The following is a 25700-nucleotide window of genomic DNA, read 5'->3' on the forward strand; positions in this document are numbered from 1 at the left end:
CCTTGGCGATTATGACTCCGGCTTTGCGACTTGTTGCGATCCGTTAGCTTTTTGCCGTTGGAGATCTGCAACCGTTTTTTTGTACCAGCCGGTACTTTGCTTACCGATGCTCTCTGCAAGCAGACAGATTTCGGCAGTTTGAGTCAGGCTGGTCAAATGTCGTTCTTCACACACTCTTAGCAGTAATTTCAATGCATCAAACTCACACAAAAACTTCATCAGATAATCTGCACGGTGCTCAAGGTTCATATCTGTATTTGCATAACGGATATATTCGCAACAATGGACGGCAAGCATCATCAACTCCGTACCAAATTCATACCGGAACGCCTTGGGGAATTGTTGCCGGGCATCAATGATAAGGTTCAGAAGCTTATACATCGAATTTGATATAGGAAGGTCTTGTGTAAGTGCCATGTTAATTTTTTGATATTTTAATGTATGTATTAGAGGGCGCAAAGTTAATAACTGTAAAGCAATTAACACAATTTTAGCACAAAAAAGTGAATCTGAAAAGCCCCTACCGGGGCTTTTATTTAGCTAACTCTCTAAGGGATAAAGAATTAAAGGGACAAAGTGTTTATTGCGGCGAGGGGACGAACCCGGCCCGCGCCCTGGCGGAGGCCCGAGCTGACGCTGCCGCCGCTGAAGCTCACGTTCCAACTGCTGGAAGCGTCATATTCGGTACTAGACCAATACCAGTCGTTTGTAAATATATTTTGATTGCCAAGCATAGAAGTTATGAGCTCATTGATTTCGGTTTTATACTTGGCCATAAGCATAAGTTCACCCAATGCGGGCAGGTTCCACACGGTTGTATCTTCAATTCCGTCAGATTCAAGCGTACAGGCTTTATAGGCTCTGGCAACTTCGGCGGCAGGGGCGCCGACAGTTCCCTGGGTGTCCTTGACGCCTGCAAGGGTTTCTATTATAACATCGGTATTTTCCTTGCCGTCGAAGGTATCATAGAGTCCTTGGTTACCACTGCCGTAGTTTTTCAGGCCGCGTAGGTCAGTTCCGTAGCCACCCCATTTGAACGTTTTATTGCCGCCTGCGTCAACGCAGTCGCTTTTGGCGATAATGAACTGGTGGCATTCGGCGCGAAGTCGGATGCCGATACGGATATACTTGGAGCGATTATTCGCGCTCATGGAGTTCCATTCGGAAGCCGTGAAAAAGACTTGTTCACCGTCTTCAATCCGGAGCGTAGCCAAAGAAAGGTCAAGAAGCGTACCTGACCATTGCATATATTTGGCGATGTCGCTTGCGGGGGTGTTTTCATTCACGGTTGTAAAACCAATTGACTGTAAGGCTTCTATCTGGTCTTGTTTATTCAGGCGCAGAAGCATGGCACTGGCGATATTTTTATCCATTTTATTGTATAATATTAAGTTAATACTATTCGGAAGCAACAGCTCTCACATGGAGAAGATTTGAATTTTTGTTTTGATTCGTAATACGCCCGGTATTCAGTTCGAACGCCCAGGCGGAGTTTACATCCCAAATTGTTGATGACCAGTAGTATTTATCAGTCATCAGCATACTGTCACTACTCCAAAAGGTACGCATCATCTCATTGATTTTATCCCGGTAGCGGTACATCAGAAGCATTTGGCCGGATGAAGGAAGGAACCAGTTGGATTCATCCTCGATACCGTCACTTTCCAAAGTGTAGGCACGGTATGCACGGGCAGCTTCAGCAGCCGGCGCACCGATTACACCGCTATTGTTCTGGTCCTTCAGGCCGGTGATGATCAGCTCGGTATCTTCCTCACCCGTGAAGCAGCCGTACATGGCACCCAGTCCTTTTTGATTCAGGCCGTCTATGGCTTTACCCTGACCGCCCCAATAGAAGGTAGTAGTCATATCGGCATTATAGCACTCCTGGGCGGCGATTACGAAGGAGTGTCCGTGGGCACGGATACGAAGCCCGCGTTTGATGTACAGTTGCTTATTAGCAAGCGTAAGGGAATTCCATTCGGCAGCGGTAAAGTATGCCTTGGAGTTATCAGAAATACGGTTACAGGCAAGAGTAAGGTCAAACAGGCCGGCGGCCCACTTGATACGTTGTCCAAATTCAGATGCGCGGGAATTCTCGGTGATATCCGAGAATCCAACGGCGTTCAGTGCTGCTACTTGTGCCTGTTTGTTCAAGCGAAGCAGCGTGGCGCTTTGTTCATTAGTCATAGTTACTTGTTAATTAAATCATTAATATCCATATTGTCTTCAGCAAACCGTTCGAGATATTCCTCGTAGGTTTCGCCGTTATAATATTCAAGGACTTCATTGATGTTGTCCAGCGTTACGTTATCGTAGTACGGTTCCCCGCCATAAGACTCATTATTGAACCAGTTGATCAGGTCGATGTAGGCATCTATGACGGTAAGGATGACAAGGCCGTCGATACCGGATTCAAGGGATTCGATTTCATCCGTTTCACGGATAACCGTCAGTTCGTACGTGCCGTTGACTACCGGTTTATCCTGTCTGTTACCGTCCTCATCCATACCGGCGACTCCATATTCGAGAATGGCAAGAAGCTCGGAGCCGTCAGCCTTCAGTGTCATGTTCGAGATACGGAGCATGGAAAGTTTACGGGATGCCGCTTGTGAAGCGAGGACGTCACGGAGCATCTGAATGGCGTCAAGTTGAGGCGACGTTTCAAGACGCAGGCGTTGGACGTTCGGCATGGATTCTATTTGCAGGCCGGACGGGGCGGAAAGACCGGTATAGGTCAGTTCAGGAAGACCGACAAAACGGAGGCTTGTCATTGTTGGTGGAAGAGAGATGTCATTAATCGGAGAAGTCTCTGCAAGAGTGATGTTCTCCAGTTTGCTACCGGACGCATTGATATGGGCGATACGTGGGCATTTGTCGGTAACGAGCGTAGCGATTTGTGTGTTCCGGATATCGAGTGATACGAGGAAGGGCATTTCGCCGCAGTTCAGCGAGGTAAGCGGTGCGTAAGAACCGATGGATTGTTCTGTATGGGTGTCAGAGCCCAAGATAAGGGTTTCCACAAGTTGCATGGCGGAGAAGCTCACCGTACTTGACAGGGAGATTTCAGACAGGTCGAGCAGCTTCATGCGGTCAGCCTGATAGATATACAGCAAGGCGCCTTCCTCATGTGAGAAGTTGGTGAATACATATTCTTCGCCCGCTTCAAGGAAGCAGCTTTCGGAAAGGTTGCCGCTAGCGTCATTGCCGACACCGAAGTAACCGTTTTTAGCAGCGACAATCCGGATGGTGGCGTTTGATTTGGAAGATACGCGCCCGGAAATTACACCGCTGAAGAAATCACCAGTTTGGAAATAGCCGTCACGAATACGCCAACGTCTTTCGATGAAAGACGGAAGGGCGGTAAGTCCAAGACCTTGCAGGGCATAGAAGTAAATAGCATCAGAGGTGGCGGTATAGGAGATGTATTTCCGTTCACCGTCGTAAGAACTAACCAGTTTCTGCCATTTTTTGAGCCGTTTGTCAATGAAGAAATGCGTAGCTCCTTCGGGTGAGAACGGGTGCAGGGTGACGCCGTCAATGGTCGCCTGAACGTTACGCATGGCGGCGGCAACGGTACGCAGGGAGAGTTCCGTACCGGATGAGTCAGTCCACACTACTTGCTGGAGATAGATGTTATTAAACAGAACGGAGCCGTAGCCAGCATAAGGGTTAGTGAATGTTTCATCGCTCGTCCGGTTGGGGTCCACCTCGGTATCAACCGTGCAACCACCGTCATTGTCCTTGCTATTGAGCGTATCGCAGTCATAGATTTTATTCAGGTACATGCGCATGGCATCCTCGGAGCTGTACACACCGTCTGTTACGGAAGCATACTCTTCCAAGAACCACATCGGCTGCATATTCTTGGCGCGTTGGTCAGTGGCGGCAAGGTAGTCGGTGAAGATGTCATAACTCAAGACACTTTCTGGGCAGGCGTATTTATACAGGTTTTCCTTCCATGTTCTTTGCCAGTTCCCGCCTTTGGAGTAATCGCAGGAATCACAGAAGCGCAACCATCGGTAGAGGTTATAGGGCACTTTCTTACCCAAAGCGTAATCAATGGCGAGCTGGTCATCATCGACAAGCGATTCAAAGTAGTAAGTCCATGCCGGGAAGGTATCAGCAGAGATAGTTCCGTTATCCACGAGTTTTTGAACCCATGAGGACTTGTCCGTTTTCATGGCCATCATATCCTGAACAGAACCGACGCCCTGAAACCAGTCCATACCTTGGTAGTTAAGAAGTTCGAAACCTTCAACCGGATTCAGGACGTCACCGGTGACATTCCATTTGCCGTTTTCATACTTCATGGAACCGGACTGCTTTTTCCATGAGCTGTCCTGATACCTCATTATCCGGTACGAACTACCGCAATACAGGGAAAGCAGGTACACGCTGTCCGTATCGACTCCGTCAGTCTGTTTGAAGCGTATCTCAATTGCGTCTAAAGTTTCGTCAGGAGTACCGAAGAACTCTATGAAGTCACCATAATTCAGGCAACCTTTGTTATAGCCGGGGGTATCTTTGAAGCCGAGGGCGAACTGTTCCCCTTTGTCTTCTTTCCAGTTGCCTTTGGCATGGAAATAGACGTTTTGCAGGCTGTCATCCTTACACCGATAGGTGGCTACCGGGTGATTGGCGGTAGAGTGGTTCATCTGCAAGTCTTCGATATGCAAGTCACCGCTGTCAAATGTTCCGTCAAATGCACGTTGGACAGGTGTCATATAGTTACCACCTAAGGCACGGTATGTAACGTTCATCATTTCACAGGCGCCGCAGTCGTTCGCATTGCCGGAATCGGAGTAATCGACTTTTACGGTAATGACATCGACCGGGATTGTATTATCACCGACCTGTACTTTGTTGATGGCAGCCAAGGCTATTGCACGGCGTCCTTCCTCCGTCGTATCGTCCGGATTAAGTAGTATGATTCGAGTGTCCTTGTTTTTGCCTTTGCTCTTGGCGAGGTAGTAGCGTTTATTCTTTACCGGGCGTTTGGCAGAGGTGGTTCCCTGGTTGCGGGTTTGGACACTCACGGCCTTGAAGTTACGCCACGGGCGTTCGGGGTCAAAGTAATAGAGCGTGATGTATATCTTCGTACTGGTGGAAGTGGTGCCGTCCAGTGCTTCTATATCGGAGCCTTCATAGGGGCATTCGACAATGTAAGGCATACCGCGTGAATAGATTTCGGCAGCCGACGGGCGGCTTTGGGTACTACCCTCGGCTGTCTGGCTTTTAAGGATGTCCTCAAAGGCGTATTCCTTCACCATTACCTCTGTATCGGTCAGACGGACAAGGTAGTTCTTGAACGCCTGTGCCCATTCCATATAGGAGTTCCAGGCCATCATGTAATAAAGATACAAATCACCCAGTTTGCCGTCCATCGTTATATACTTGGTCTGAATCAGGGAGCCGCCGCCCGGAACATAACCAAGGCAGGCGACTTCCTCACCGTTGAGGAAGAGTTTCATCATGGAATACCGTGTGCCGTCACGTTCAACGTAGTTGTTTGCAGGTTCAACAACCACGGCTACGGTTATCTTTTCACCCTGTCGATAGGCGCGTTCTTCACGACGGGAAACGCCATTGTTACAGAAGATGCCGACCACCCGGCCGGTGACATAGAAGCCGGCACCGGACGTTTCGTCATAGCAGCTAAGGAGCAGGGCATCATCATCGGTCACGTTCTTGGAAGCGAAAGCGAACTGGATGGCGGCACCGTTGGATTCGATGGACGAGCCGGCAAACGGGGCATGGTTTAATGACACGCCCACATTCTCGGCTACGCGAAGGCAGTTCTCACCCAAGAATGTGCCAAAACCGTTGGTAGTCCAGTTGGCACCGTCCACTTTCATTTCATAATTACCGCTGACAATGCTATGGTCAGTTTCCTGATTGGTACGGGATGAGAAGTCAAAGTTATAGATGGCGCCTTCTTTTATGGCGGCGTCAATGGCGGAACCGCTAACTGTCACCCGGACAGGTTCGCTAGTCACGTCCTTGCATACGGCGGTATAGTTGACCGTATCGGTGCCGTCAGCCTTGTAGCCCTGCAGTTGTTGTTTGACCTGATAGGTTTTGTTACGACTGGCAGCAATTTGTGTTACCTGCACGTCATTGGCTTTCACGCTGACGGGTGAAGTCATTTCCAACGGGTCATAACAGGCAACATCAAGTTCTACGGTTTCGTACAGTCGGACTACTCCACCGTTTTTATCATCGTATCTCAAGGCGACAAGAGGTGTGGAACTATTCGGGTCAATTACCATGACAGCCGTGTAAATGACATTTCCTTTCACTCCGGATGCGACATCCGTTCCTTGGATGCGCAAGGAATAGGTACCGTGTTCTAGGCCGAGGGAAGCAGGACGGATTACGACGGAGTGCGAGTAGTTGTCATTGACAACGGCGGTAGACAAGGATTGCCATTCACCGTTAATCTTAATGTCAACCTGGGCACTGATACCTTTATCAGAGGTATTGTTTCCGAACTTATAGAGTGGAAGGCTGAAACTTTCAGTTGTCGGAGTAAGCAGAGTTTCAGGGGTATAGTTGAGCACCTGCACACAGGTACAGGTAATATCAACAGCTGTTACATTGACATTCTTGGAACCGGTATTGCCGCTTTCGTCAGTGGCTATCAGCTTGAATTTCCGAGTACCGGCAGCCGTAAAGTATGCGGTGAAGTCCAGTTCAAAGGAGAAGTCCTTCATGTCACCGGAAGATGCTTTGTTGACGGTTTCAGTCCAGACGGTAAGCCCGCTTTCACGGTCTACGAGTTCTAGTTTCTCAATCAGGTTGTCAGAGGATTCGACACCGTTCGAGGTCACGGAACGAATGGCGGCAAAGGTTCGTAGCGTGGAGCCGTAAGAGCCATAGACAGGTGTCGACTGGAAAGCAATGGCAACAATGGTACCGCCAGTTTGACCGCCGCCACCCGTGCCGATAGCGAACTGCACTTCATCGCCAAGGGTTTCACCGGCAGCGTTCTTCATCTGAAGTTTTACGATGCCTTCTGTTTCCACGTTTACGTCGAGGTTGGCCGGAACATAGGCATAGGCGCCACCAGTTGAAAAGGCATCCTTTCCCCCTTCCGCCGGTTCATCGGAAGTTTCAACAACGGAACCGCCACCACCATTCCCGAAGGGTTTCCAAAGAGAAGGGGTCGCAAAATCGGACACAGCACCCTGGAACTGCCGGGTTTCCATTTCATACTCGCCTGTTTTGTAAGTAATGATGAGACCCGTTCGCTCATATTTGACGCCAGATTCCTGTTGATAGGAGACAATGGCGGCAATAGCGGTTTCAAGGGTATAGTAGCCGTCTTTCAATGGGCGGATCTCATCAACAATGACGATGGGGTGTGTTACATCGTCAGCGGGCGTGCCGCTCTTCATATCCTCAAGGGCTTGCTTATCCTCGGCGGACAAAAGGCCGGCTTGTTCAAGGGTAGCAGAAGGCAGACGGAAGCTGTCGTCCGTTTCTTTACCGGTTGTTTTGGACACTTTCTTAAAATACACATTGAGATAGGAAGCGTCAGACAGGACGGAGAAAGAACCCGGTTTGATTATATCGGAAGGGATATTTTTCATTGTATCTTCCAAAGACTTTCCACGGTTGCCGGGGAAAGCTTCTTCTTCACCTTCCCCAAGAGACAACGGTTCAGGCAGACATTCAGAAGGAACTTTACTTTCTTCGTTCAAAGGAGCGATACCGTTCGCTTTTCCTATCCTTTCCTCAAAGTCATTTATTACAGAGGTCCATTTGCCCCATGTAACACTCTCATTGGAAACAATACCTATTCGTGAGATTGTACAAACTGTACCTAAATATACACCTTCGGCATTGTCTGACATGGTAGCCAGTTGTATACACGAAGTGAATGATTGACAAACCTTATCAAGCTCCAACCGTTCAATTTGTATATTTACAGGAATCTTAGACGAATCAACAGACAAAATACACCGATAATTCCCAATAGAAGAATCCCCGGAATACATTGTTTTTAATTTATCTTTAAAGCTACCAATAGTAGTAAAAGAGCCAATACTTTTAAATGGGTCAGTCAAAGGATTGGATTTATCAGACACTCCTGTTATACGTTTCAATAACTCGGCGTCTCCATCCGATAAATCTTTTGCAATCTTATTGACATTCTCCACTAATGCATCAAAATCCCCATTCACCATTTTAGCAATGGTACTTGAAAGTAAATCAATAGATATTTTCCGACCGCCACTAACTTCAACGTACATATCTTTGGATAGCTCTGTTGTATCAGTCAGTTGCTCTATTGTAAGACTGTTTGTCTTCAACGCTTGTAACACAAGGCTAATAATCTGTTGTTTTTCTGTTTCTGTCATAATTCTCTTTTTTAATCATTTTCATATACCCATACAAGCTCAATGGTCATACCAAGATTATCTATGTCGCAATCATAGACATTATCAAGATAAAGTTGGAACTCCTTCAGAGCACCAATATCTCCACCGTTAATACCTTTCAAGACACATACACCATCCCTACTGATTACACTCCCTTCAATGAGGTTAGTATACGAATCTCCTTTATATAGTACAGCACGCAAATTTATCGAACCGTTGTCCAAATCGTTCTTTAGTCTATCCAGTCCATTAACTGTAAGTTTACCGTAACCTCTTCTACCAATATACTTGTTATCTATGTCAGTCGTCTTGATTGCAATCAAATCCCAATATGAATTTTCATCAACACCTGGGTGATGAATACTGTTGACAGTAACCATAGTATCACTATTAATAGAAACTCCAGTATTAGGAATAGCCTTAGTCATATTGATATATGCTCCGACCTCTGCAACCTCACTTTCTGAACCATACTTGATACTACGCATTCCTTCATCATCTGCTATCCTATAAGCACCGCTTTGTACACACCTCATAGCAAGCTGGTTATTCCATTCCAAAACTGGATTCATCGTTCTTACCTTCTGTAACATTTGATTGAACACAAAACTCTTCAATCCCTCTATTTGCTGGTTAAGTTCCGGAACATTACTTTCCTTTCTGGTATATCGAACACCATCAAAGTAGACGTAATTACAGCATAAGACACGATTCAATAATTCAGCAAACCACACAGGGCATCCCATCCCATTTCCAAGCGTGAATAATACTGTTGTATATTCGTGGCTGAATAGCTCAACAATATCCTCATCAGAGGTCACGAACTGCTCATTATCCACACCGAACGTCCATCCGTTATCTTTGAAACCACCAGGAACGCGAAAATCAAAAAAGTATTGCATCCCATCTATCCACCAGACAGCATCAAGACGCTGCTTATTATCTTTCATTGAATACTGAATAAGGCTGGTTTCTGATAACTCACATTCATCGTCCGTAACTTTAAAAATCTCACTCGTATTCCCATTAACTGTTACAGTATAGTATCCACATGGAAGCAATGAAATGTTATAGAAATAAAGAATCTTATCATCATTCATCTTCCATGAGCTTAATGATACAGGTGTAGATATATTACTTAAAAGATTATTAATGTAAACTATAGGCTCCTGCTCTTTGGCTGTCAAAATCAATTCAACAAAAATCCTGTCTGTACGTGCGAATAATTGCACATATTTACTCTTCGCTCCAAATTTATCGGTAGACGGAGAAAAAAACAGTGGGGTAAACGGGCTTATAATCATATTTCTAGGCTTTTGTTATTGAACGGACAAATAAATCATACTTCACTCCCTCGTTTCTCTCAACTGTACTACTCACCTCTTTGATGTAGCCCTCGTAAACTAGATCATCTTTTAAGATTTTAATCGTTTCATCATCTGTTGGTGGAATATCTTCATTATAAGTTGTGAATGAAACATCTCCACAAGTTATAATACCACTTTCAACGTTAAAATCATCTTTCATTCCTATACCATTGACAACAACATCACTATTACCGTCAGAAGAAGAATAAGATAGTTTTTTAGTAAACATACCAATATAGCCGGCATTTGCTTGCAATATGCCTCCTTGCCAATACATGGTATTAAACATCGTTTCAGGATCAAGTACACCACTTATTTCCCAACCGCTCCTTATAAGCCTATACTCTTTATATGTTTGTACTCCGCCATTATCATGTAATGTAGTACTGGCACAAACAAAAAACACATCATTGTCACTTTCACTATCCGTTGTATCTTGGCCTCTCTTTTGCGATAAGAATTCAATTCCATAAACATCAGCACGGTAAGGGCTAATCAACTCTAATACATTATCAGTTATATCAATGCCAGTAGTATATTCAGTAGTAAATCGGAATTCGTCACGACCATTCATACTTTCATAGTCCTGTTTATCATATCCTACCCTAACCAAAGAATATATTCTTGATGAATCAACCTTATACTCAAAACTAGAAAAGCTGCTGTTTAAATCCTTTACATTGTTATCACTAAACAATTTGTCCCGGTGTTTAAAAAAAACAGTGACACCATTGATCACAGGCACAAAGCCAAAAACTGTTTCCATCCAGTTTTTAAACTTTGTATAAGAAGTATATAGCTTAGCTTGGGGGATTCCACGGATACTTTCAGCAGCTAATATCACGCAATTATCTAACCTTTCATCAACACCTGAAGCTATTTCACCATAGATACCTTCATTTCCACCATTCATGCTTTTAAGCAATCGGTTTAACACATCAATAGGTCTTATTGCATCCACATAGATAGGGTTAGCTCGAGAAGTAAAGCGTGTCTCAAATTTGAAATTACGAAAATAAATATTGCCAGTAGAAGCATTAACTCTGTTAAATGTTACATTCAAATCAAAAAATAAAGCCTGCCCTTTAGTCAGATGAATCTTGATGGATTCATTCAGATTACTTGGAGTAACATCCCCCTTATTATACCCCCATCTTTTCAACTCGACTAAACGACCATCTTCGTAACGCCCACCTAGAACAATTTCAGCTTTAGTTGTATACGCATCACTATAACTGATATAGTATTCAAAACTAAAATTCAATACTATATCAATGTCGGACAAGGCTTTAACAAATACATTTGGATCATCTTTCGATTCCTGTGGTACATCATAAAACTCAAGAGGTGAATCCCGTGACGGAAGTTCACCACCAGAAATATATAAGGGAAGCGAATATGTTATAGCTTCTACATATATTCCTTTGTCAATTACGATATATTGCAAAGAAGCATCATTTTCTACAGTATTACCACCTAATGTATGCGGTTGACTATAATTCATACTTACAGAATCATAATAAAGCTGATATGTATCTTTTATCTCATCTACCGAATATTCGTACTGCGTTCCTTTGTTAGCCTTTATGATATTAGCGACACTATCATCTATCGAATTAATAGAAACAGTATTTCCATCATAGGTCAATGAACCGAAATCCAGTCGGCAACTGAAGAATTCTTCATAAGTATGAGAATTAGTTATAGTATAAACAGTGATACTAGCATTAGAAGCTAGGTATTTGCTCAAATACTCCTCCAATATGAGATCATAGGCTTCTCCCACAAACTGGAATTTTGAAGTAAAGGTTCTAGTTATTCCTTCAAGTCCGGAGCGTTTACGGGAAAACTTTATTTCATCCCAATTCTGAATACAAGATTTGGGAATATCATAGGAAATACTATCAACGGTAAGTACATATTTACAAAGCATTTTAACTCCTTTTGAACGTTCACGAGCAAATATATAGAAAAAGCCAACCGGTTTTCCGATTGGCTAAATTCTTGAAAGTCTCCCCTTATCAAATCATCATATAATCATCTATTTATCAAAGGAATACATTATAAGAGAAGAAATTCTCATTTTAAAACTCCCTATATATAGTTATTTACTTTCAAAAGAAATATCGCCATTCGCATCACAGCTTCCTTTTTATACCGATATCTATATTAAAAAATTATCATAGCTTTCAAAAGTGAAAATATTTCATATTAGCATTCTTGTTTTCAATTTAATATTTATATCTTTGAAAAAAACAAATACAATAATCAAAATGGAACAGAAATTATCAAATGTCGATTTAATGAAGATTGCAATAGAAGAACAATCAAAATGTACTTCATTTCCTAAAGTTGGAGCTGTAATAGCAAAAGACGGAATCATATTGGCAAAAGCTTTTAAGGATGAAGAGTCCTCAAAACATGCTGAAAGAATAGCGATAGAGAAACTTGATAAATCTACTCTTAATGGAGCAACTTTAGTGACAACTCTAGAACCGTGCATAAATATAGCAAATAATCAGCCACTGCAATCCTGCACAGATTTAATCATAGAGAGTGGTATCAAAGATGTAATTATAGGAATATTAGACCCCAATGGGGCAATTTATTGCCAAGGTTATGAAAAACTACTTGAAAATAATATTAATGTTAGCTTTTTCACACCTAAACTAAGGAATAAAATTGAATCATCGACTTTTATTTATGGTGACTGTAATATTGGATATGGATCAGGTATAAGACGAGTAGCGGTAATTGGCAGTGGTAAAAATTTTGAAATAAAATTTTCTGAAAAAGATAATCGTTCCATCAAATTCAGATGGTGTACATTGCAATATGTACATGGGATCGTAGATTTAATGGGACCAAATGAATCAATTCGCAGTGCTAAAGGAGCCCAAAAATTTGAAGATATTACAGACCCTTTTGTGTTTAGAGAGCCTTCTCATTTTGCCAGAATGAAAGTTGGAGATATTGCAATTATTTCTCCAACGGATAGTACCTTTGTTATATTAATAAAGTTATTAGAGATGACTGAAACTGATATAACTTTTCAATGGCAAGTTAGAAACAGATAATAATTTAATAAATTACTGACAATCGGAAAAAATTATATAATATTTCTTTTCGATTGCCAGTAATCACTACAATAACATATAAAATTAATATTTAAGTTCTTGACATAATTGTTTTCGTCCAGAAGAAATACGACTTCTTACAGTTCCAACAGGAATGTTCAGGATTTCACTTATCTCATCATAAGAATATCCACTAGCATAATACATCACACTATCAATACAACGGGATTTTTTAGCACACCGTTGTATTGTGGAAACCAAATCATCAAACAGTATTGAATGAGCTGTACAGTTAGAAATGGCACTTCCGTCTACCATATCAAGCCCTGTAAAATGTATAAGGGAATTTCTATTGTATCTTATTATATAAGTATTCCTCATTATAATAAGGCACCACGGTTGAAGTGGTTTAGAACAATCAAATTTATCACGATTCACAAGTAGCTTATAAACTGTATCACCGGCTAAGTCTTCAGCATCTTGCATGGAACAGCAGAATTTTCTTGCCACCTTTAATATCCAAGGATATATTTCTGATAATTCCTTTTCAAAGTCCATTGTCAGCCCTCCTTATTAGGTGTATCTTCGGTTCGCCATTAATGCACCTTTCCACATATTTCCGGTGCATGATACTTTGTTCGTGCATTTCCTTAGCAGAACGCTCGATTGAACTAATAAGAGTGCCTATATCGGGGGGCAATAAGGCAATCATTTTTTTTACCTCGGACACTTCTGCTGTTATCCGATTACACTTCGTCTCTAATGTACGTAATTCTGACAATAAAACATTGTATAAATGCCTATTTATACAATGGATGCTGTTTTTTCTATTCATAAAAAAGTCGTTTGTGATTCTAAAGGAGATGTACAAACGACTGTATGAAATAATTCGCTTTAATTAAAAATTAATCGAATTACAGCATATATGTAGTACCAATATTATCATGTGCTTCTTTTTCTGATCGATATTTCAACATCAGCTTGATGAACGATATTTGCGTAGACAGCAGCACTAATTACACGAGAATCAATACTCATTTTAAAGAATGTCATTAGAAAAGCAATCTCAGCATCAAAAGAAGAACGAATTTGTTCAGGAGTAGCCTTACTTCCTTTATGTTCCTCACTGCGTCTTTCCTCATTCCGTTTTTGCTCAAAAATTGCAGAATGAAGTAAATAATCAATCTTCGATATTACTTGTTCATCACTCATATTTCGGGTATCTACATTTAGTTGACCCAATACCTGACGAACATCATCATAAAAGCCAAGAGAAACAAGAGCCTGACAAATACGAAGACTCAATAGTTTGGCACGTTCTTTCAGCATATCCTCTTTGTCCATTACCATAGCCTTCATATTCGAAGGATTAACAATACTTCTGTATTCGACAAGTAATTTAGACGCTATTTCTTTAAGCGTGCTTTCGGACATAGATTTGCAGTCCGAAAGCAAACAAGCATAGTTTCCGCATGAAAGTTCAATGAAATCACTCAATGTTATCTGATTTAATCTTTCAATCATGGCTATTTCAGTTTAGATAACTTATACAGTTCAAATTCACGGTTAGAAGCATCTTGGCGTTGCATTTTTAGACTCTTCATCAAAAGGAAATTTGTTCTATCAACCCTTTTTTCTAATCGGGAATAATCATTGAAAACAATGGTGTCACCGGAAGAAGATGCAAAATATGTCGGTGAAAATGTGGGAAAGTCCCAATCCGGTATATCAAAATTAGAGATATCTACCTTATCAACATCAGGAAAGACTTGCGCACCTTTAGGAATATCAACTAAAGTTGGAGTATCAGGAGTAATCCATGCTTTTCCAGAATACATGATAACTTCATGTTTACCGGCATCACCAACTAAAGCGGCACCGCCGGGATGCCTATCATTACCTTGAGTACCGTCTGCATAGGAAGGAATAGGAGTTGCAAGAATAGTTGCAACCTGAATTGCTCCCATGGCACCAATAACAATAGATAAAGGAATATTCGGTAAAGCTTCAGTTATTGCCAGTGCAGTGGCTATTCCAGCTTGAGCGACACTAGTCGCCTTTTCCCAAATGGCTTGTTTACGTGCCATTTCTTGTTTTTGTTTTTCAAGTTCAGCATTCTTAGCTTCAGTTCTTTCCTTGGCCGCACGCTTACGAGCTTCTGCTTCTTCTTCGGAGATTGCTCCCGAATCAGCTAGATTCTGTATTCGTTCTACATCCTTATCATATTTCTCATCATTAGCTTCCTGCTCTTCTTCTATTTTCTGAATCTGACCATCATAAATAGTAGAGACTAGATCACCAATAGCACCCACTGCTTGAGATGCAGTTTGAAGCCATTTTTTCAGATTCCTCTGACGTTCTTTCTGTGCTTTCTCATCCGCTTTAGTAACTTTATTGATAGCATCTATTTCCGCTTCTGCTTCTTGCTGGGAAAGGTCCGCTTTCAATTTCTGTAACTGCTCTGCAATCTTTGCCCTATCCTCTGCACTCAAATTTTCGTTTCGAAGTTCCAACTCCAACGCATCAATTGCAGCTTCGGTTGTTTTACGTACATAATCTAATTTTAACTGATACTCAAGTTCTGCATACTCTTGCTGGGTTATTTCCTTAGAAGCTAACTGTTTTTTAAGAGCAAGCGTATCCATAACATATGCAGCATCCCGGATTTCCTGCTCATGCGCTGCATTCTCTGCTATTAATTGCACCTGATCGGATGCATGTCTTTCGTAAAGTTCTTGTTTCTTTTTTGCATATTTGTCGTCAATGAGAAAAACATCTTCACCTGTTTTCTCTGCTGCATCAATTTCTGCTTCACGTTGCAATTCCAACTGGTGCAATTTCAAATCAAGTTCTTCCTGGGACCCCTTTTTTACAACAGCAAGAGCGTTCTCAACATCCTTCTTCTCACGATCAGAATTATACTTAATAGTAAACTCATCTAGCTTTTCCTGCATTTCCTTAGCTAAATTCTGACGTGTAGCAATTTCCTCTTTGCTATTACCCTTGACGGCAGCAATCTTCTTCGAGTAAGCAACACCAATTTTAGCAAGTTCTTTCTCCAGTCCCTCATCCATAAGAGCTAGTTCTGACTCCTGATAAGTTTCATGAATTTTCAGCTTCTCTTTGAGAGCTTTTTCCTGTTCACGTTTTTCTTTATCAGTAAGGACTGTTATACCTGAACCATTTTTGTCGTTACCCTTTGGACGGAACTTTTCTGCAATCACATCAAGTCCACGATTAAATTCATCGCTAGATGCTATTTTGAATAAGTTTTTAGAAAATTCCAACTGAGCCTTATCCGCTTTTTCTGCTTCCGATGTGTAATAGCCAAACATTTTAGCAGCACCATTCTTTATCCAAGACATATCTTCAAACTCTGATGTTGCATATTGAGCACGAGTTTTCATCCGTTTTAAAGCTTCTCTCTCTTGGGCCGTTACTTCAATACGTTTATTTTTCATTTGAATAACAGCTTTTGTGTATGCTTGTTCCTCTGTATCACCAGCATCAATAAGCCTCTTATATTCTGCCTGAAAATCTTTTTCTACTTCCAATAACTTTTTGTTCGCATCTTTTTTTGCAAGTGTTCTAAAATTATAATCTATCTTTTCTATTTTTTCTTCAGGAGATTTCAAATCATTGGCGATACCTCTTATTTTATCAGCCATCCAATTAAGAAACTCCTTAGCAGGTCCCGTTGACTCGGAGAAAGAAAGCATAAACGCTTCCCATGCTGAAGATAAGTTAGCAAGAGCTCCATGAACATTATCTCCCATCGTGTGAGCCATATCGCCCAATTCACGTTCTACACCAGTAATCTGTTCTCTAAGTGGTAATATTTTATCAACAGCGGTGAGAAAGGCATTAAAAGCGGCAACACTACGCTTATCAGTTAATTCAAGAGTAGTATTCAAGTCTACCCCTTTTTCTTTTAGCGATTTCAATCCTTCAACTAACTCAGGCAATGTTTTAACGGGCTTACCTAACGCCTTTGCCAGCTTTCCATTACTATCAGCTAAATTTAGAAAAACATTACGGGTAGCAGTAGCAGCCATTGAAGCATCAAAGCCGGCATCCGATAATTTACCCAACAAAGCCAAAGTATCTTCAATACTGAAATTAAAGGCTTTTGCAACCGGTCCAACAATTGGTAATGCAGTAGCGAGATATGAAAACGACAATGCGCTTTTGGTTGTTGCGACAGCCATCGCAGACACATATCTTTCAGTTTCTCTTGTATCAGCATTAAACATACGAAGAGAAGCACCTGCCAATGAAGCCGCATCTGCTAATTCTGCCCCGGTAGCTTGTGCAAATTTTAGAACGTGCTCTGTTGCGTCTAATATTTCTTTTCGAGTAAAACCTAGTTTAGCAAGTTCTATTTGCAAATCCGTAGCTTCGGATGCAGTGTATTTCGTTGTAGCACCCAAACGTTGAGCATCCGCAGTTAACTCCTTCACTTTATCAGAAGTGGTTCCTAATATTGCAGCAAGCCTACTATTAGCTAATTCAAATTTAACAATATCACCTACTCCTTCACGCAGTTTTGTAAATAAAGCAACAACTCCACTAACAACAGCTTGTGCACCAATATATCCAGCAGCCCACCCTTTCAATCCTGCACCAACTTTGTTTAGCCCAGGAGCCATCTCCGTTTTAAGCATCATTCCAGCATTCCGGGCAATAATTCCCATGTTCTGCATGGACTTATTACCGTTCTGTATTTCAATCCATGCAGCCTTCACTTCTTCCCGGTATGCACCAATTGTCATTTTCTGTTGACTATATCGATCGGAATTTCGCTTTATGTAATCAGTGTTGATTCCAATAGTAGAATTAAGACGGGCAAGTGTACGAATATAGTTTTCATCCGTATCTTTCAAAACATCAACAGCCTTTTGCAGCTGCTTATTCATTTCCTTTGCTTGTGAACGGCTATGTACTTCCTGATTAGTCAAGGTAATAGCAGTTCTGATAAGTTTTAAACGTTCTTCTTCAGATAAAACAGCTTTCTTACGAGTAGTATTACCGGCATTCTGCGCTTTTGTCAAGTTAGCTTCCGCTTTAGCAGCCTTTTCCAAGGACGCAGCATTATCCGAGTTTGCCTTGGTTAGTTTCTTCAATTCAGCAGCAGATAATTTCTCTACATTTAGCTTTTCCTCTATCTTCTTACTGACAGTTTGAGTTATTTCAGACTGTTTTCTAAGAGCCTCGGTTAATTCAGCAGATGCAGAACCAGCCGTTTTTGCTTGAGTATTATAAAGATTACTCAACTTTTCAAGATCAGCAACGCCTTCTACATTTAGTTTCAAACCTTTTGCTAATTCTTTGGCCGCATTAACATAATCAGCCCTCACACGCTCAATAGTATTATCAAGCTCCACCAATTTCTGCAAATCGTTCTCATCAACGAAATCTTTTAATTTTAAATCTGCCATAATTACAGGTAATGTCTATATTCAACAATCTTTCCTTTTATCTCAACTCCTAGTTTATCAAAAGCATAGGTACCATCTTCTTTCTGATAAACGACATACATGCAACCATCCAAGACAGCTGCTTTCTTTGCAAGATCACTGATACGTTCCAGTTCACTCTGCATCTTTTTTATTTCGCAACTACAAGCCATTTTCTACAGATATCCACATTCTGAAAAGAAACGTTCCATCCAGGGACGGAGATACATAATATTAAAGTACTCTTTAGCTGTATCACCAATGCCTAAAATCTGCTCACCGTATTTCTTCTCAATAGAACTACCGTCCGTAAATCCTTTCGTTGAGAATCGAAGCCCGGAATCAATTCTATCGGCAGTTATGCTATCATAGAAAGTACCAGTAATAAAGAGGTTAGGTACCTCAATCGGACGCGGTGGCAAATAAAGCATCTCACTTCTAAGAGGTGGAGTTATCCTCTCCTTCCATCGTTTATATTGTTCCGCACGGTTCTGCCAGGGACCGGGCTCGTTAAAATAGGTGTCAGTATCATAATCAGGATTCAATAGATGTTCAGTACCGTCCAGACCGGAATATAATTGCTCCTGAATACAATCAACGAGCACATTCTTATGTTCTTCCATACACCTAATACATTCCTCTTCAAACCCGGATGCAATGGAATGAATAACTCTATGTAATTCATCAAAATCTGCCATACAGTAAAAATATAACGGGCTGGGCTGTAATCACACCCCAGCCCGTCGGTTACTTAGTTATCGCATCGTACACTTCCGAGAGCTTCTTCTTACGGTCAGCTTCCTTCAGTTCCTGCCACACGACTTTAATGTGTGCATTAATAAACTCTTCCTTCGTCATGCCCTTCACAGCAGCTTCGACGAACGTAACATTATCTACCTTCATGACACCTGCTCAATACCTCTGATTCCTTTTTCATACAATACAGAAGGAGCTTTCAACGAAGGAACCGCCCCGGCTTTAGGAACAATGGTAATGATACCATCCGAATACGTAGCAGAAGTTACGTTATTCATAACTTCAGCAGCACCATCAGCAATAAGACTGCCAAATTCTTCTGTACGGTCATAACCACCAACAACTTCAACTATTTTGTAAGTATTTTCGGCCTCCAACTTTTGAAACACAACATCAACCAAGCCTTTAACGAAATTCTTGGGATTGAAGTCTAACTGCACGTAGTCAAAGTGCAATTGGCTGTCTTCCACATCTTCATGTGAAAAACTAACAGTCATCGCAGACTTAGCACTACTGGTCGGGTACTGTGTCACGGTCGGATAAACAGTAGACATCGGAATACCGGCAAGGATATCAGTGTCATCATTATAACCGATCAACATATTATCCTGATTCCAAAAGTAAACGTCCCATCCTTTATTGGCACATTTCAGAAGCTGGGCATTCAAAACCTCATCAAATTTCTTCAAAGTGAAGGTGTCTGTTTGAGCGCTTAGCCCGTTGTATTCACTTGCACCGTACCCTACAGGATTAACTTGAGGCTCTCCACCATTCTTGGCATACTCCAGGAATGGCAAAATAGGGTAAATACGCCCGGGACGGTCTGCATGGCACAATTCGAGCAACTTCTCACCTGTTATATCAGCAGGGAGTTTGACACCATGTTCTGTCAAGATAGCACCTTTGACCTTTTTCCAGTCAATGCTACAAGCAGAACTACCAGTGTTCATCCGGGAACCCTTACACGTTCTAATCTTTCTCATTTTCTTCTACAATTAAGATTATTAATTTTTATTTCCATCGAGCGTATATTTATGGCATCAATCGGCTCGCTCACAGCCTCACCGGAATCTGTATAGGCTCCGTATCTGCCATATGAATAGTTTTCTGAATAACTATGTTTCACTTTTTCGTCATAGTCGCAGTCGAACCGAGAATCTTCATATAATACTTCCAATAAACGTTTATAGATTGGCCGAAGGATATTTTTAAAAGATGTGGTTCTGCGCATCTCATTGCTCCACTCTTTACAAGAAGAACATGCTATAATTAACGAAACCTTTGCTTTTGAAAAATAATCCGCGTCACCTCTATCCTCACTAATTGGAGTGAATAGTGCAACCAATGGAAACTTCCTTTCAGACTGGGCAGAAGACTTACTGTATTCATCTAAAATATCTTTGATATATTGACTGCTACCGAAGATGTAATTCAACCTTGGGGACTTCACAACTTTAGTTCCCCCTTTCCCATTTGGATAGAGGATTTCAAGCCCTTCTGGAAGTTCCTTTACAATCTCCTCAAACAGTTCTGTTATATCTAAATCTATCATAAATTGAAAGCATTAATTGGGGTCAAAAGATTCTTGGTTATTTGCACATCGAAAGGACAATCATTCGACATAGCCCATTCAACAAACTGTTTATTCTTCTCTACCATGCTATTCCATGTGCTTACTTGTCTCTTCAAAGGAGCTACATATTCATTAGCACATTTCAAACGGACAAGCCCGGTTATTGTAGCCTGGGTGTTTGCGTCACGAAGAATATGATAAAAGACATAGTCAGCGAACGGTTCACACAGCTTCTCGCATAATACTGCATATCCGGACTGGGGGGCTTCCTTCTCTTCTGAAATATCAACTTCATCTGAAGAATCTTCCTTTTCCCGTTCAATAAGCTCCAAATAATCTGTGATAGCTTGGGAAAGAGTCACACCAACAACATTCCGGAGAAATTCGGGCTGAAATGCCTTAATATACCCATTTATCACCTCATTCACAGCAAGAGATTGGGGCGAAGGCATTTCAGCGACCGAAACATTCTCAATATGCCTGGGACCTGACATAAAATATGAAACATCAATCAACATAGCGATAGTTATTTAGAAGTCTTGCTTTTCCCGGTTTTCTTTTCATCTTCCACGGAAACGGCTTTATCATCTGTAACAGTTACCTCCTTGGCATCTTCCTCTTGCAAATCTTTTGAATCGGCAACCGGAAGATTCTTTTCATCAGAAGGCACCTGTACTTCAAGTTCTGCAATGCGAGCTTTCATTGTTTCACGCTCTTCTGTCAGTTCAACAATTGTCTTATCTTTCTCTGCAATGGATGCAGTAAGCCTGCCAATCTCTTCATTTTTCTCTGCAAGCATACATTCCAATGTCTTTCGGGCATCTTCTTCTGTAACAAGACCACATTCGGAAATAGGGATGAGTTGAATCATCCCTCTATTAATCCGAATGCGTTGCTCTTTAAGCACATTGGTTACATCCTTATCGTTACCTCTAAGTATGTAATCCATAATCCTACGCTTTAGTTATTGCAGTCTTCAATGCGGCCAAATCCCCATAAGCGAAAGCCCACGGCATATAAATCGGGAAGATAACTTCTTCTTGTGCCATCAGCACAACCTCATTGCAAAGCTTGGTCTCCACATCTTCAGCCCATTCAAGTGTCAAAGTGGTATAATCAACCAAATTTGCGGCTTGGTTAAAGTCACCTAAAAGATACTTACCTGGAAGAATACCACCATACTCGATAATCGGACGACCGGCAATATATTTCACCCCATCAACCATTTTAACGATACCAAGATTACGTCCTGTCGTATCTTTTTCTGATTCCATACCGTTAACAGTCATTGGATTAAGAATAATAGCATTCGGAAAATACTGGGCATATGTCATTGCGGCGAAAGCTGTTTTCACTACATCTTCAGAGTTGGGTTCCTCAATGTTCTTAAAGCCGGCTTCATGAACACTGAATGTCATTTTATCCGTAGCCGTTTCAGCACCGGAGAACGCGACACCAGGAATAAGGATACGACCATCTTCCATTTTCACAAGAGCGTGTGTTTTGTTCAGTTCTGTAAGAACAGCGGCGCCAGCGAACGTGATACTCATTCCATCAAGAATCAAATCCTGTGGTTCTGCAAACTCTACAATCACATCCTTATCACCGTTATATCCGGTAATAGCTTTTACAGCACCAGCGGCACCTGTAACAATGGCTGTACTAATAATCTTCTCTACAGAAGTCACCCCAGTATTATTAATAATACCAAGCAAATTCTCACCATTACCGTCACCAAACAAAATGTTCCAGTCTTCTGCCATCCAAACAGCTTCAGGAAGCATGTTCAAGATGTAGGAACGAATGTACACTCTTGATTTCAACATACGTTTTGAGATACGGATATGAGTACCAAGGCGCTTAGTTCCTGTCTGTATCTCTTTTACCTTGATACTTGATTCCGGTAAACGACCGTTCTCTGTTACAAAACGGGCATTGCGGTTGAAAGCATATACTTGCGCATAGGCGAGTTGAGGATATGCAGGATCAGCTGTCAGCGTCGTTAATACATCACGCATATGCAACTTTTTGTTGGCAACCTGAGTCACAACACGTTTCTGTTGTTGAGTAATCAACAAATCACCGGTGTAATTGTCAGTCATGGAAACGACATCTTTCAAGGAGAAGCCGTCAAATTCTCCTGATTTGCGTGTTTTTCCTTCTGCGAAATCTCTGAATTTTTCAGAATCAAGCATCTCGTTCAACTTCTCATCGAACTTGTTGATAGCATTCATAGACAAGCCCTTTTGTTTCATTTTCTCAATACTTTCTCCAAGGGTCTTTACCTGGGCAACGAGTTCTTCATTGTCTTTAACCAATTGCTGAAACTTCTCATTGTCATAGGATTTCAGCAATTTATTAATATCGTCAAACTGTTTTGATACCTCATCCGGTGATGCAATTCCTTCAAGGGACTTGTTTACTACTTCACACATCATGCCGACGATGTTTTCCATAAACGCCTTCTGTTCTGCCGGCAAGCCGTCCGTTTTCAGATTAAAATCTGATACTGTAAATTTTCTAATTGGCATAAAATTTAAATTTTAAGTTATTTATTCTCGAAACAGCTATTCAAACTCTTAAAATCGAATAAAGTGCCATTATCAGCGGCTTTAATCGTCACTTCATCGTTCCCATTTTCCCCGTCATTCTTTTCTTGAGTGTCAACAGACGGCTCATTTTTTCCGGTGGTATCTTCAGAAGTGTTTTGCAGAATAGCATTCGAACGATATACTTTTCCCCAACAGTGGGGACATCTTACATAATTCATAAGGTCTTGTAGACCCTTTTGAGAAAATTCTTTCTTTTCTGATTTGACAGAATCAATAAGAGAAATTACTTGGGTTCTAATCTCCGGAGTGAGCTTCTCCATTTCTTCCCTTACAATGTCCTGTGTTATCCATCTCTGATAATCAGCAGCATAATCTAATACCTGTTGGGCAAAGGTATGCTCTGTTTCTGCATCATAATCAAATTGATGACCACAATGAGGACATGAGACAACGGCACCACCGTTGAGGCTCTTCAGTAATAAACTTAATTCCATATCGTATCCTTTTAAACGTTCATCACTATATCCATGCTGCAAGAACGCTTTCCGAACGAAATCAACAGCCTCCTTTACCTGGTCGGCAGTAGCAGACTTAATATTCACAAGGAAAGTCTGGGGATTACTCCCCCAACTTGTCAATGTTGAATATTCCATCATACGCCATTCAAGCACTTTACAGGGATCAACAGAATCTCTTTTAATGGCCTTGACCCCAATAGAATGTTCAAGTGTTCTGCCATTCTCTGCAAACAGTTTATAATCAGCTAACGTATCACGGCCAATCTGTTTTTCAAGATTTAACTGACCGACCATAACCAAATTACCTTCTGTTTCCTTACCACTCAACGGAACACCTAACAACTGGTCTGTACGATGATTCAGGAACCAACGCATCCGACCAATATTTTCTTTCAATGTCTTATTGAATGAGCCGGGCATAGATATGTCATTTTGTGAGTCCTTCACACCGATACCATTCACCGCAACGGTAACGATACCCTTCTCATCAACATCATTTGCCTTTGTCTTGTACTGAAGGCTTTTGATTTTCTCTTCCATCTTTTTCATCTCCACTTTTAGTGTTAAAAACTCGATTTACTTTATCCAGTTCCTCATCTGACATATCAAATTTCAATTTGTCAAACAAGGGATTTTCTATCATACTTTCACCTATTTGGGCACGCCAGTCATTGAGCGTTATAAGCCCACATGAGAATTGTTCACGACAACGTTTATTTATATTTGTCTTTACGTCCTCGGATTCTTTCAATCCTTCCTGCAAACAATCAACATCAGAGAAATCACAATCCAAATAATATCCCCCTCCTTCAAGACCAAGGAAAGCTGTAAAATCCTTGCAGAATTGTTTGGCCATAGGAATAACAGTTGAACAATATACGCTCTTTTCAGCAGTAGCCTGATTGCTAAATGTGGACTGGTCTTTTCGCGGAACAAGAACGGCAGGGATGCCGTATGCCCCTGCAATATTTATTGCATCAGCCAAAGTCTCTTCAAACGGCTGTAACTCTGCAATAGAAAGATTAGTACGAACAAAGTCAATATCTGCATCTGAAATACCATAAGGTACCTGGCCCTTCCTTACACCATACTTCTCAAAATTTTGCTTCAAAAGCTGTTCCTTTTCATCGTCAGTCAACGCTATTGAACCGGTAGCATCAGTTTTCTTACTTACAATAAAGCCCAATCCACCCCGCTTTACATAAATCACATTTCTAGCTTCATATACAGCTATTAGATTTGACATTGGCTTATTTTGGGAAGCAAGACGACTTTTGGACTTCAAGAACATAGCCCCTGAATAGAACTCTGCACTTCCGTCTCTATCATGCCATATTTGGTATGGAGGAATTTCCAAACTACCATTCCAACCATACTCCAAACGATAGCTACGAATAATATCTTCTGTTTGGGCAATACCAAACAATGGCATATTCCCGTAAACAGGTTCTACAATAGTCTTATCAGAAGGTAGCACCCAATAATTATCGCAATATCTCCATTTTTCAGCTGTAGAAAAGACATCAGGCATAGCGGCACGAATAAAGCTATTCCCTGTACACAATTTATAAATATGGTGCTGATAAATCAATTCTTTCCAACGCATCAAACAATTAGGACGACTAAGTATGCCATTCATTCGTTTATTCGCCCATACTATACTGTCATCCTTAGTTTTCTTCAATTGAAAATTAGCACCTGCAATTCGCGATGCAATATAATCGATCGGGAAAAAGACTTCAGGTATCGTACTGAATAGCGTTAGATAGTTACTGCCCGCTACAATAGGACTAGTAAGGTCCTCAATGTATGCAACTGACCATTTTTCAGCCTTGCCACTTTGAGTATCTATATCCTTATTTTCAGATGAAGTAACTATTTCAACTTCACCTTTAGTCTTAGATTTCTTTCCAAATAGATTATCAAAAAAAATATTCATTGGGTTCCTTTTTGAGCAAAACTAAGTAAAAAGGAAAACCGTTTTCCAAAACACTAAAATCTTGAAATTACGAAAACA

20 protein-coding genes are annotated in these 25700 nt (G+C 41.3%); 1 reads left to right on the forward strand and 19 read right to left on the reverse strand.

All coding sequences use genetic code 11. The annotated features are described in order from the left end of the window. Positions 1-9: 9 nt before the first annotated feature. From BSAG_RS03425 to BSAG_RS03400, 6 genes are all read right to left on the reverse strand, one after another. Positions 10-417: a four helix bundle protein gene (locus tag BSAG_RS03425; protein ID WP_004300306.1), complete on the reverse strand. Its 408-nt coding sequence runs from the start codon at positions 415-417 to the stop codon at positions 10-12. A gap of 146 nt (positions 418-563) precedes the next feature. Beyond that, positions 564-1373: a DUF1566 domain-containing protein gene (locus BSAG_RS03420; protein ID WP_008997728.1), complete on the reverse strand. Its 810-nt coding sequence runs from the start codon at positions 1371-1373 to the stop codon at positions 564-566. 25 nt (positions 1374-1398) lie between these two features. Beyond that, positions 1399-2187, reverse strand: coding sequence for a hypothetical protein (locus BSAG_RS03415; protein WP_004313377.1), 789 nt, complete (start codon positions 2185-2187; stop codon positions 1399-1401). Between the two features lie 2 nt (positions 2188-2189). Next, complete coding sequence (locus tag BSAG_RS03410; RefSeq protein WP_008770956.1) at positions 2190-8363, reverse strand: hypothetical protein; 6174 nt, start codon at positions 8361-8363, stop codon at positions 2190-2192. 11 nt (positions 8364-8374) lie between these two features. Further along, positions 8375-9688 (reverse strand): hypothetical protein, encoded by a 1314-nt coding sequence (locus BSAG_RS03405; RefSeq protein WP_008770955.1) that lies wholly within the window; start codon positions 9686-9688, stop codon positions 8375-8377. Between the two features lie 4 nt (positions 9689-9692). Next, positions 9693-11684, reverse strand: coding sequence for a hypothetical protein (locus BSAG_RS03400; protein ID WP_008770954.1), 1992 nt, complete (start codon positions 11682-11684; stop codon positions 9693-9695). A 340-nt stretch (positions 11685-12024) separates the two neighbouring features. On the opposite strand from BSAG_RS03400, the gene BSAG_RS03395 reads away from it, so the two are divergent. Further along, a complete protein-coding gene (locus BSAG_RS03395; RefSeq protein WP_008997729.1) occupies positions 12025-12828 on the forward strand; it encodes a deaminase in 804 nt (267 codons plus the stop codon). Positions 12829-12912: 84 nt separating this feature from the next. Here the strand turns inward: BSAG_RS03395 and BSAG_RS03390 are convergent, their stop codons facing one another. The 13 genes from BSAG_RS03390 to BSAG_RS03340 form a co-directional block, all read right to left on the reverse strand. Continuing rightward, the gene (locus BSAG_RS03390) at positions 12913-13386 is read right to left on the reverse strand and encodes an RNA polymerase sigma factor (protein WP_008997730.1); all 474 of its coding nucleotides are present in this window, start codon (positions 13384-13386) and stop codon (positions 12913-12915) included. A gap of 384 nt (positions 13387-13770) precedes the next feature. After that, positions 13771-14352: a hypothetical protein gene (locus tag BSAG_RS03385; protein WP_004313384.1), complete on the reverse strand. Its 582-nt coding sequence runs from the start codon at positions 14350-14352 to the stop codon at positions 13771-13773. Positions 14353-14354: 2 nt separating this feature from the next. Next, positions 14355-18266, reverse strand: a complete 3912-nt coding sequence (locus tag BSAG_RS03380) for a phage tail tape measure protein (protein ID WP_008017308.1) — start codon at positions 18264-18266, stop codon at positions 14355-14357. Between the two features lie 2 nt (positions 18267-18268). After that, positions 18269-18430: a hypothetical protein gene (locus BSAG_RS25355; protein WP_004311558.1), complete on the reverse strand. Its 162-nt coding sequence runs from the start codon at positions 18428-18430 to the stop codon at positions 18269-18271. 30 nt (positions 18431-18460) lie between these two features. Then, positions 18461-18982 carry a hypothetical protein gene (locus tag BSAG_RS03375; protein ID WP_008770951.1) on the reverse strand — a complete coding sequence of 174 codons (522 nt, stop codon included), beginning with the start codon at positions 18980-18982 and terminating at the stop codon, positions 18461-18463. A 49-nt stretch (positions 18983-19031) separates the two neighbouring features. Further along, positions 19032-19187, reverse strand: a complete 156-nt coding sequence (locus tag BSAG_RS25360; protein WP_004318783.1) for a hypothetical protein — start codon at positions 19185-19187, stop codon at positions 19032-19034. Next, positions 19184-20023, reverse strand: a complete 840-nt coding sequence (locus tag BSAG_RS03370) for a hypothetical protein (RefSeq protein ID WP_004300278.1) — start codon at positions 20021-20023, stop codon at positions 19184-19186. Before BSAG_RS03370 ends, BSAG_RS25360 begins: the two co-directional genes overlap by 4 nt. After that, positions 20020-20592, reverse strand: coding sequence for a hypothetical protein (locus tag BSAG_RS03365; protein WP_004315583.1), 573 nt, complete (start codon positions 20590-20592; stop codon positions 20020-20022). Before BSAG_RS03365 ends, BSAG_RS03370 begins: the two co-directional genes overlap by 4 nt. Then, on the reverse strand, positions 20589-21131 hold the full coding sequence (locus BSAG_RS03360; RefSeq protein ID WP_004315582.1) for a hypothetical protein: 543 nt from the start codon (positions 21129-21131) through the stop codon (positions 20589-20591). The genes BSAG_RS03365 and BSAG_RS03360 overlap by 4 nt, the downstream gene beginning before the upstream one ends. A gap of 8 nt (positions 21132-21139) precedes the next feature. Next, positions 21140-21562, reverse strand: coding sequence for a hypothetical protein (locus BSAG_RS03355; protein ID WP_008770950.1), 423 nt, complete (start codon positions 21560-21562; stop codon positions 21140-21142). 4 nt (positions 21563-21566) lie between these two features. Beyond that, a complete protein-coding gene (locus tag BSAG_RS03350; protein WP_004315580.1) occupies positions 21567-23144 on the reverse strand; it encodes a phage major capsid protein in 1578 nt (525 codons plus the stop codon). Between the two features lie 17 nt (positions 23145-23161). Beyond that, on the reverse strand, positions 23162-24223 hold the full coding sequence (locus tag BSAG_RS03345) for a hypothetical protein (protein WP_004315579.1): 1062 nt from the start codon (positions 24221-24223) through the stop codon (positions 23162-23164). Then, entirely contained in the window at positions 24177-25622 is a 1446-nt protein-coding gene (locus BSAG_RS03340; RefSeq protein ID WP_008017300.1) for a phage portal protein, read from the reverse strand. Before BSAG_RS03340 ends, BSAG_RS03345 begins: the two co-directional genes overlap by 47 nt. Positions 25623-25700 lie beyond the last annotated feature (78 nt).

Source organism: Bacteroides sp. D1 (genome assembly GCF_000157095.2).
Lineage (GTDB): Bacteria > Bacteroidota > Bacteroidia > Bacteroidales > Bacteroidaceae > Bacteroides > Bacteroides xylanisolvens.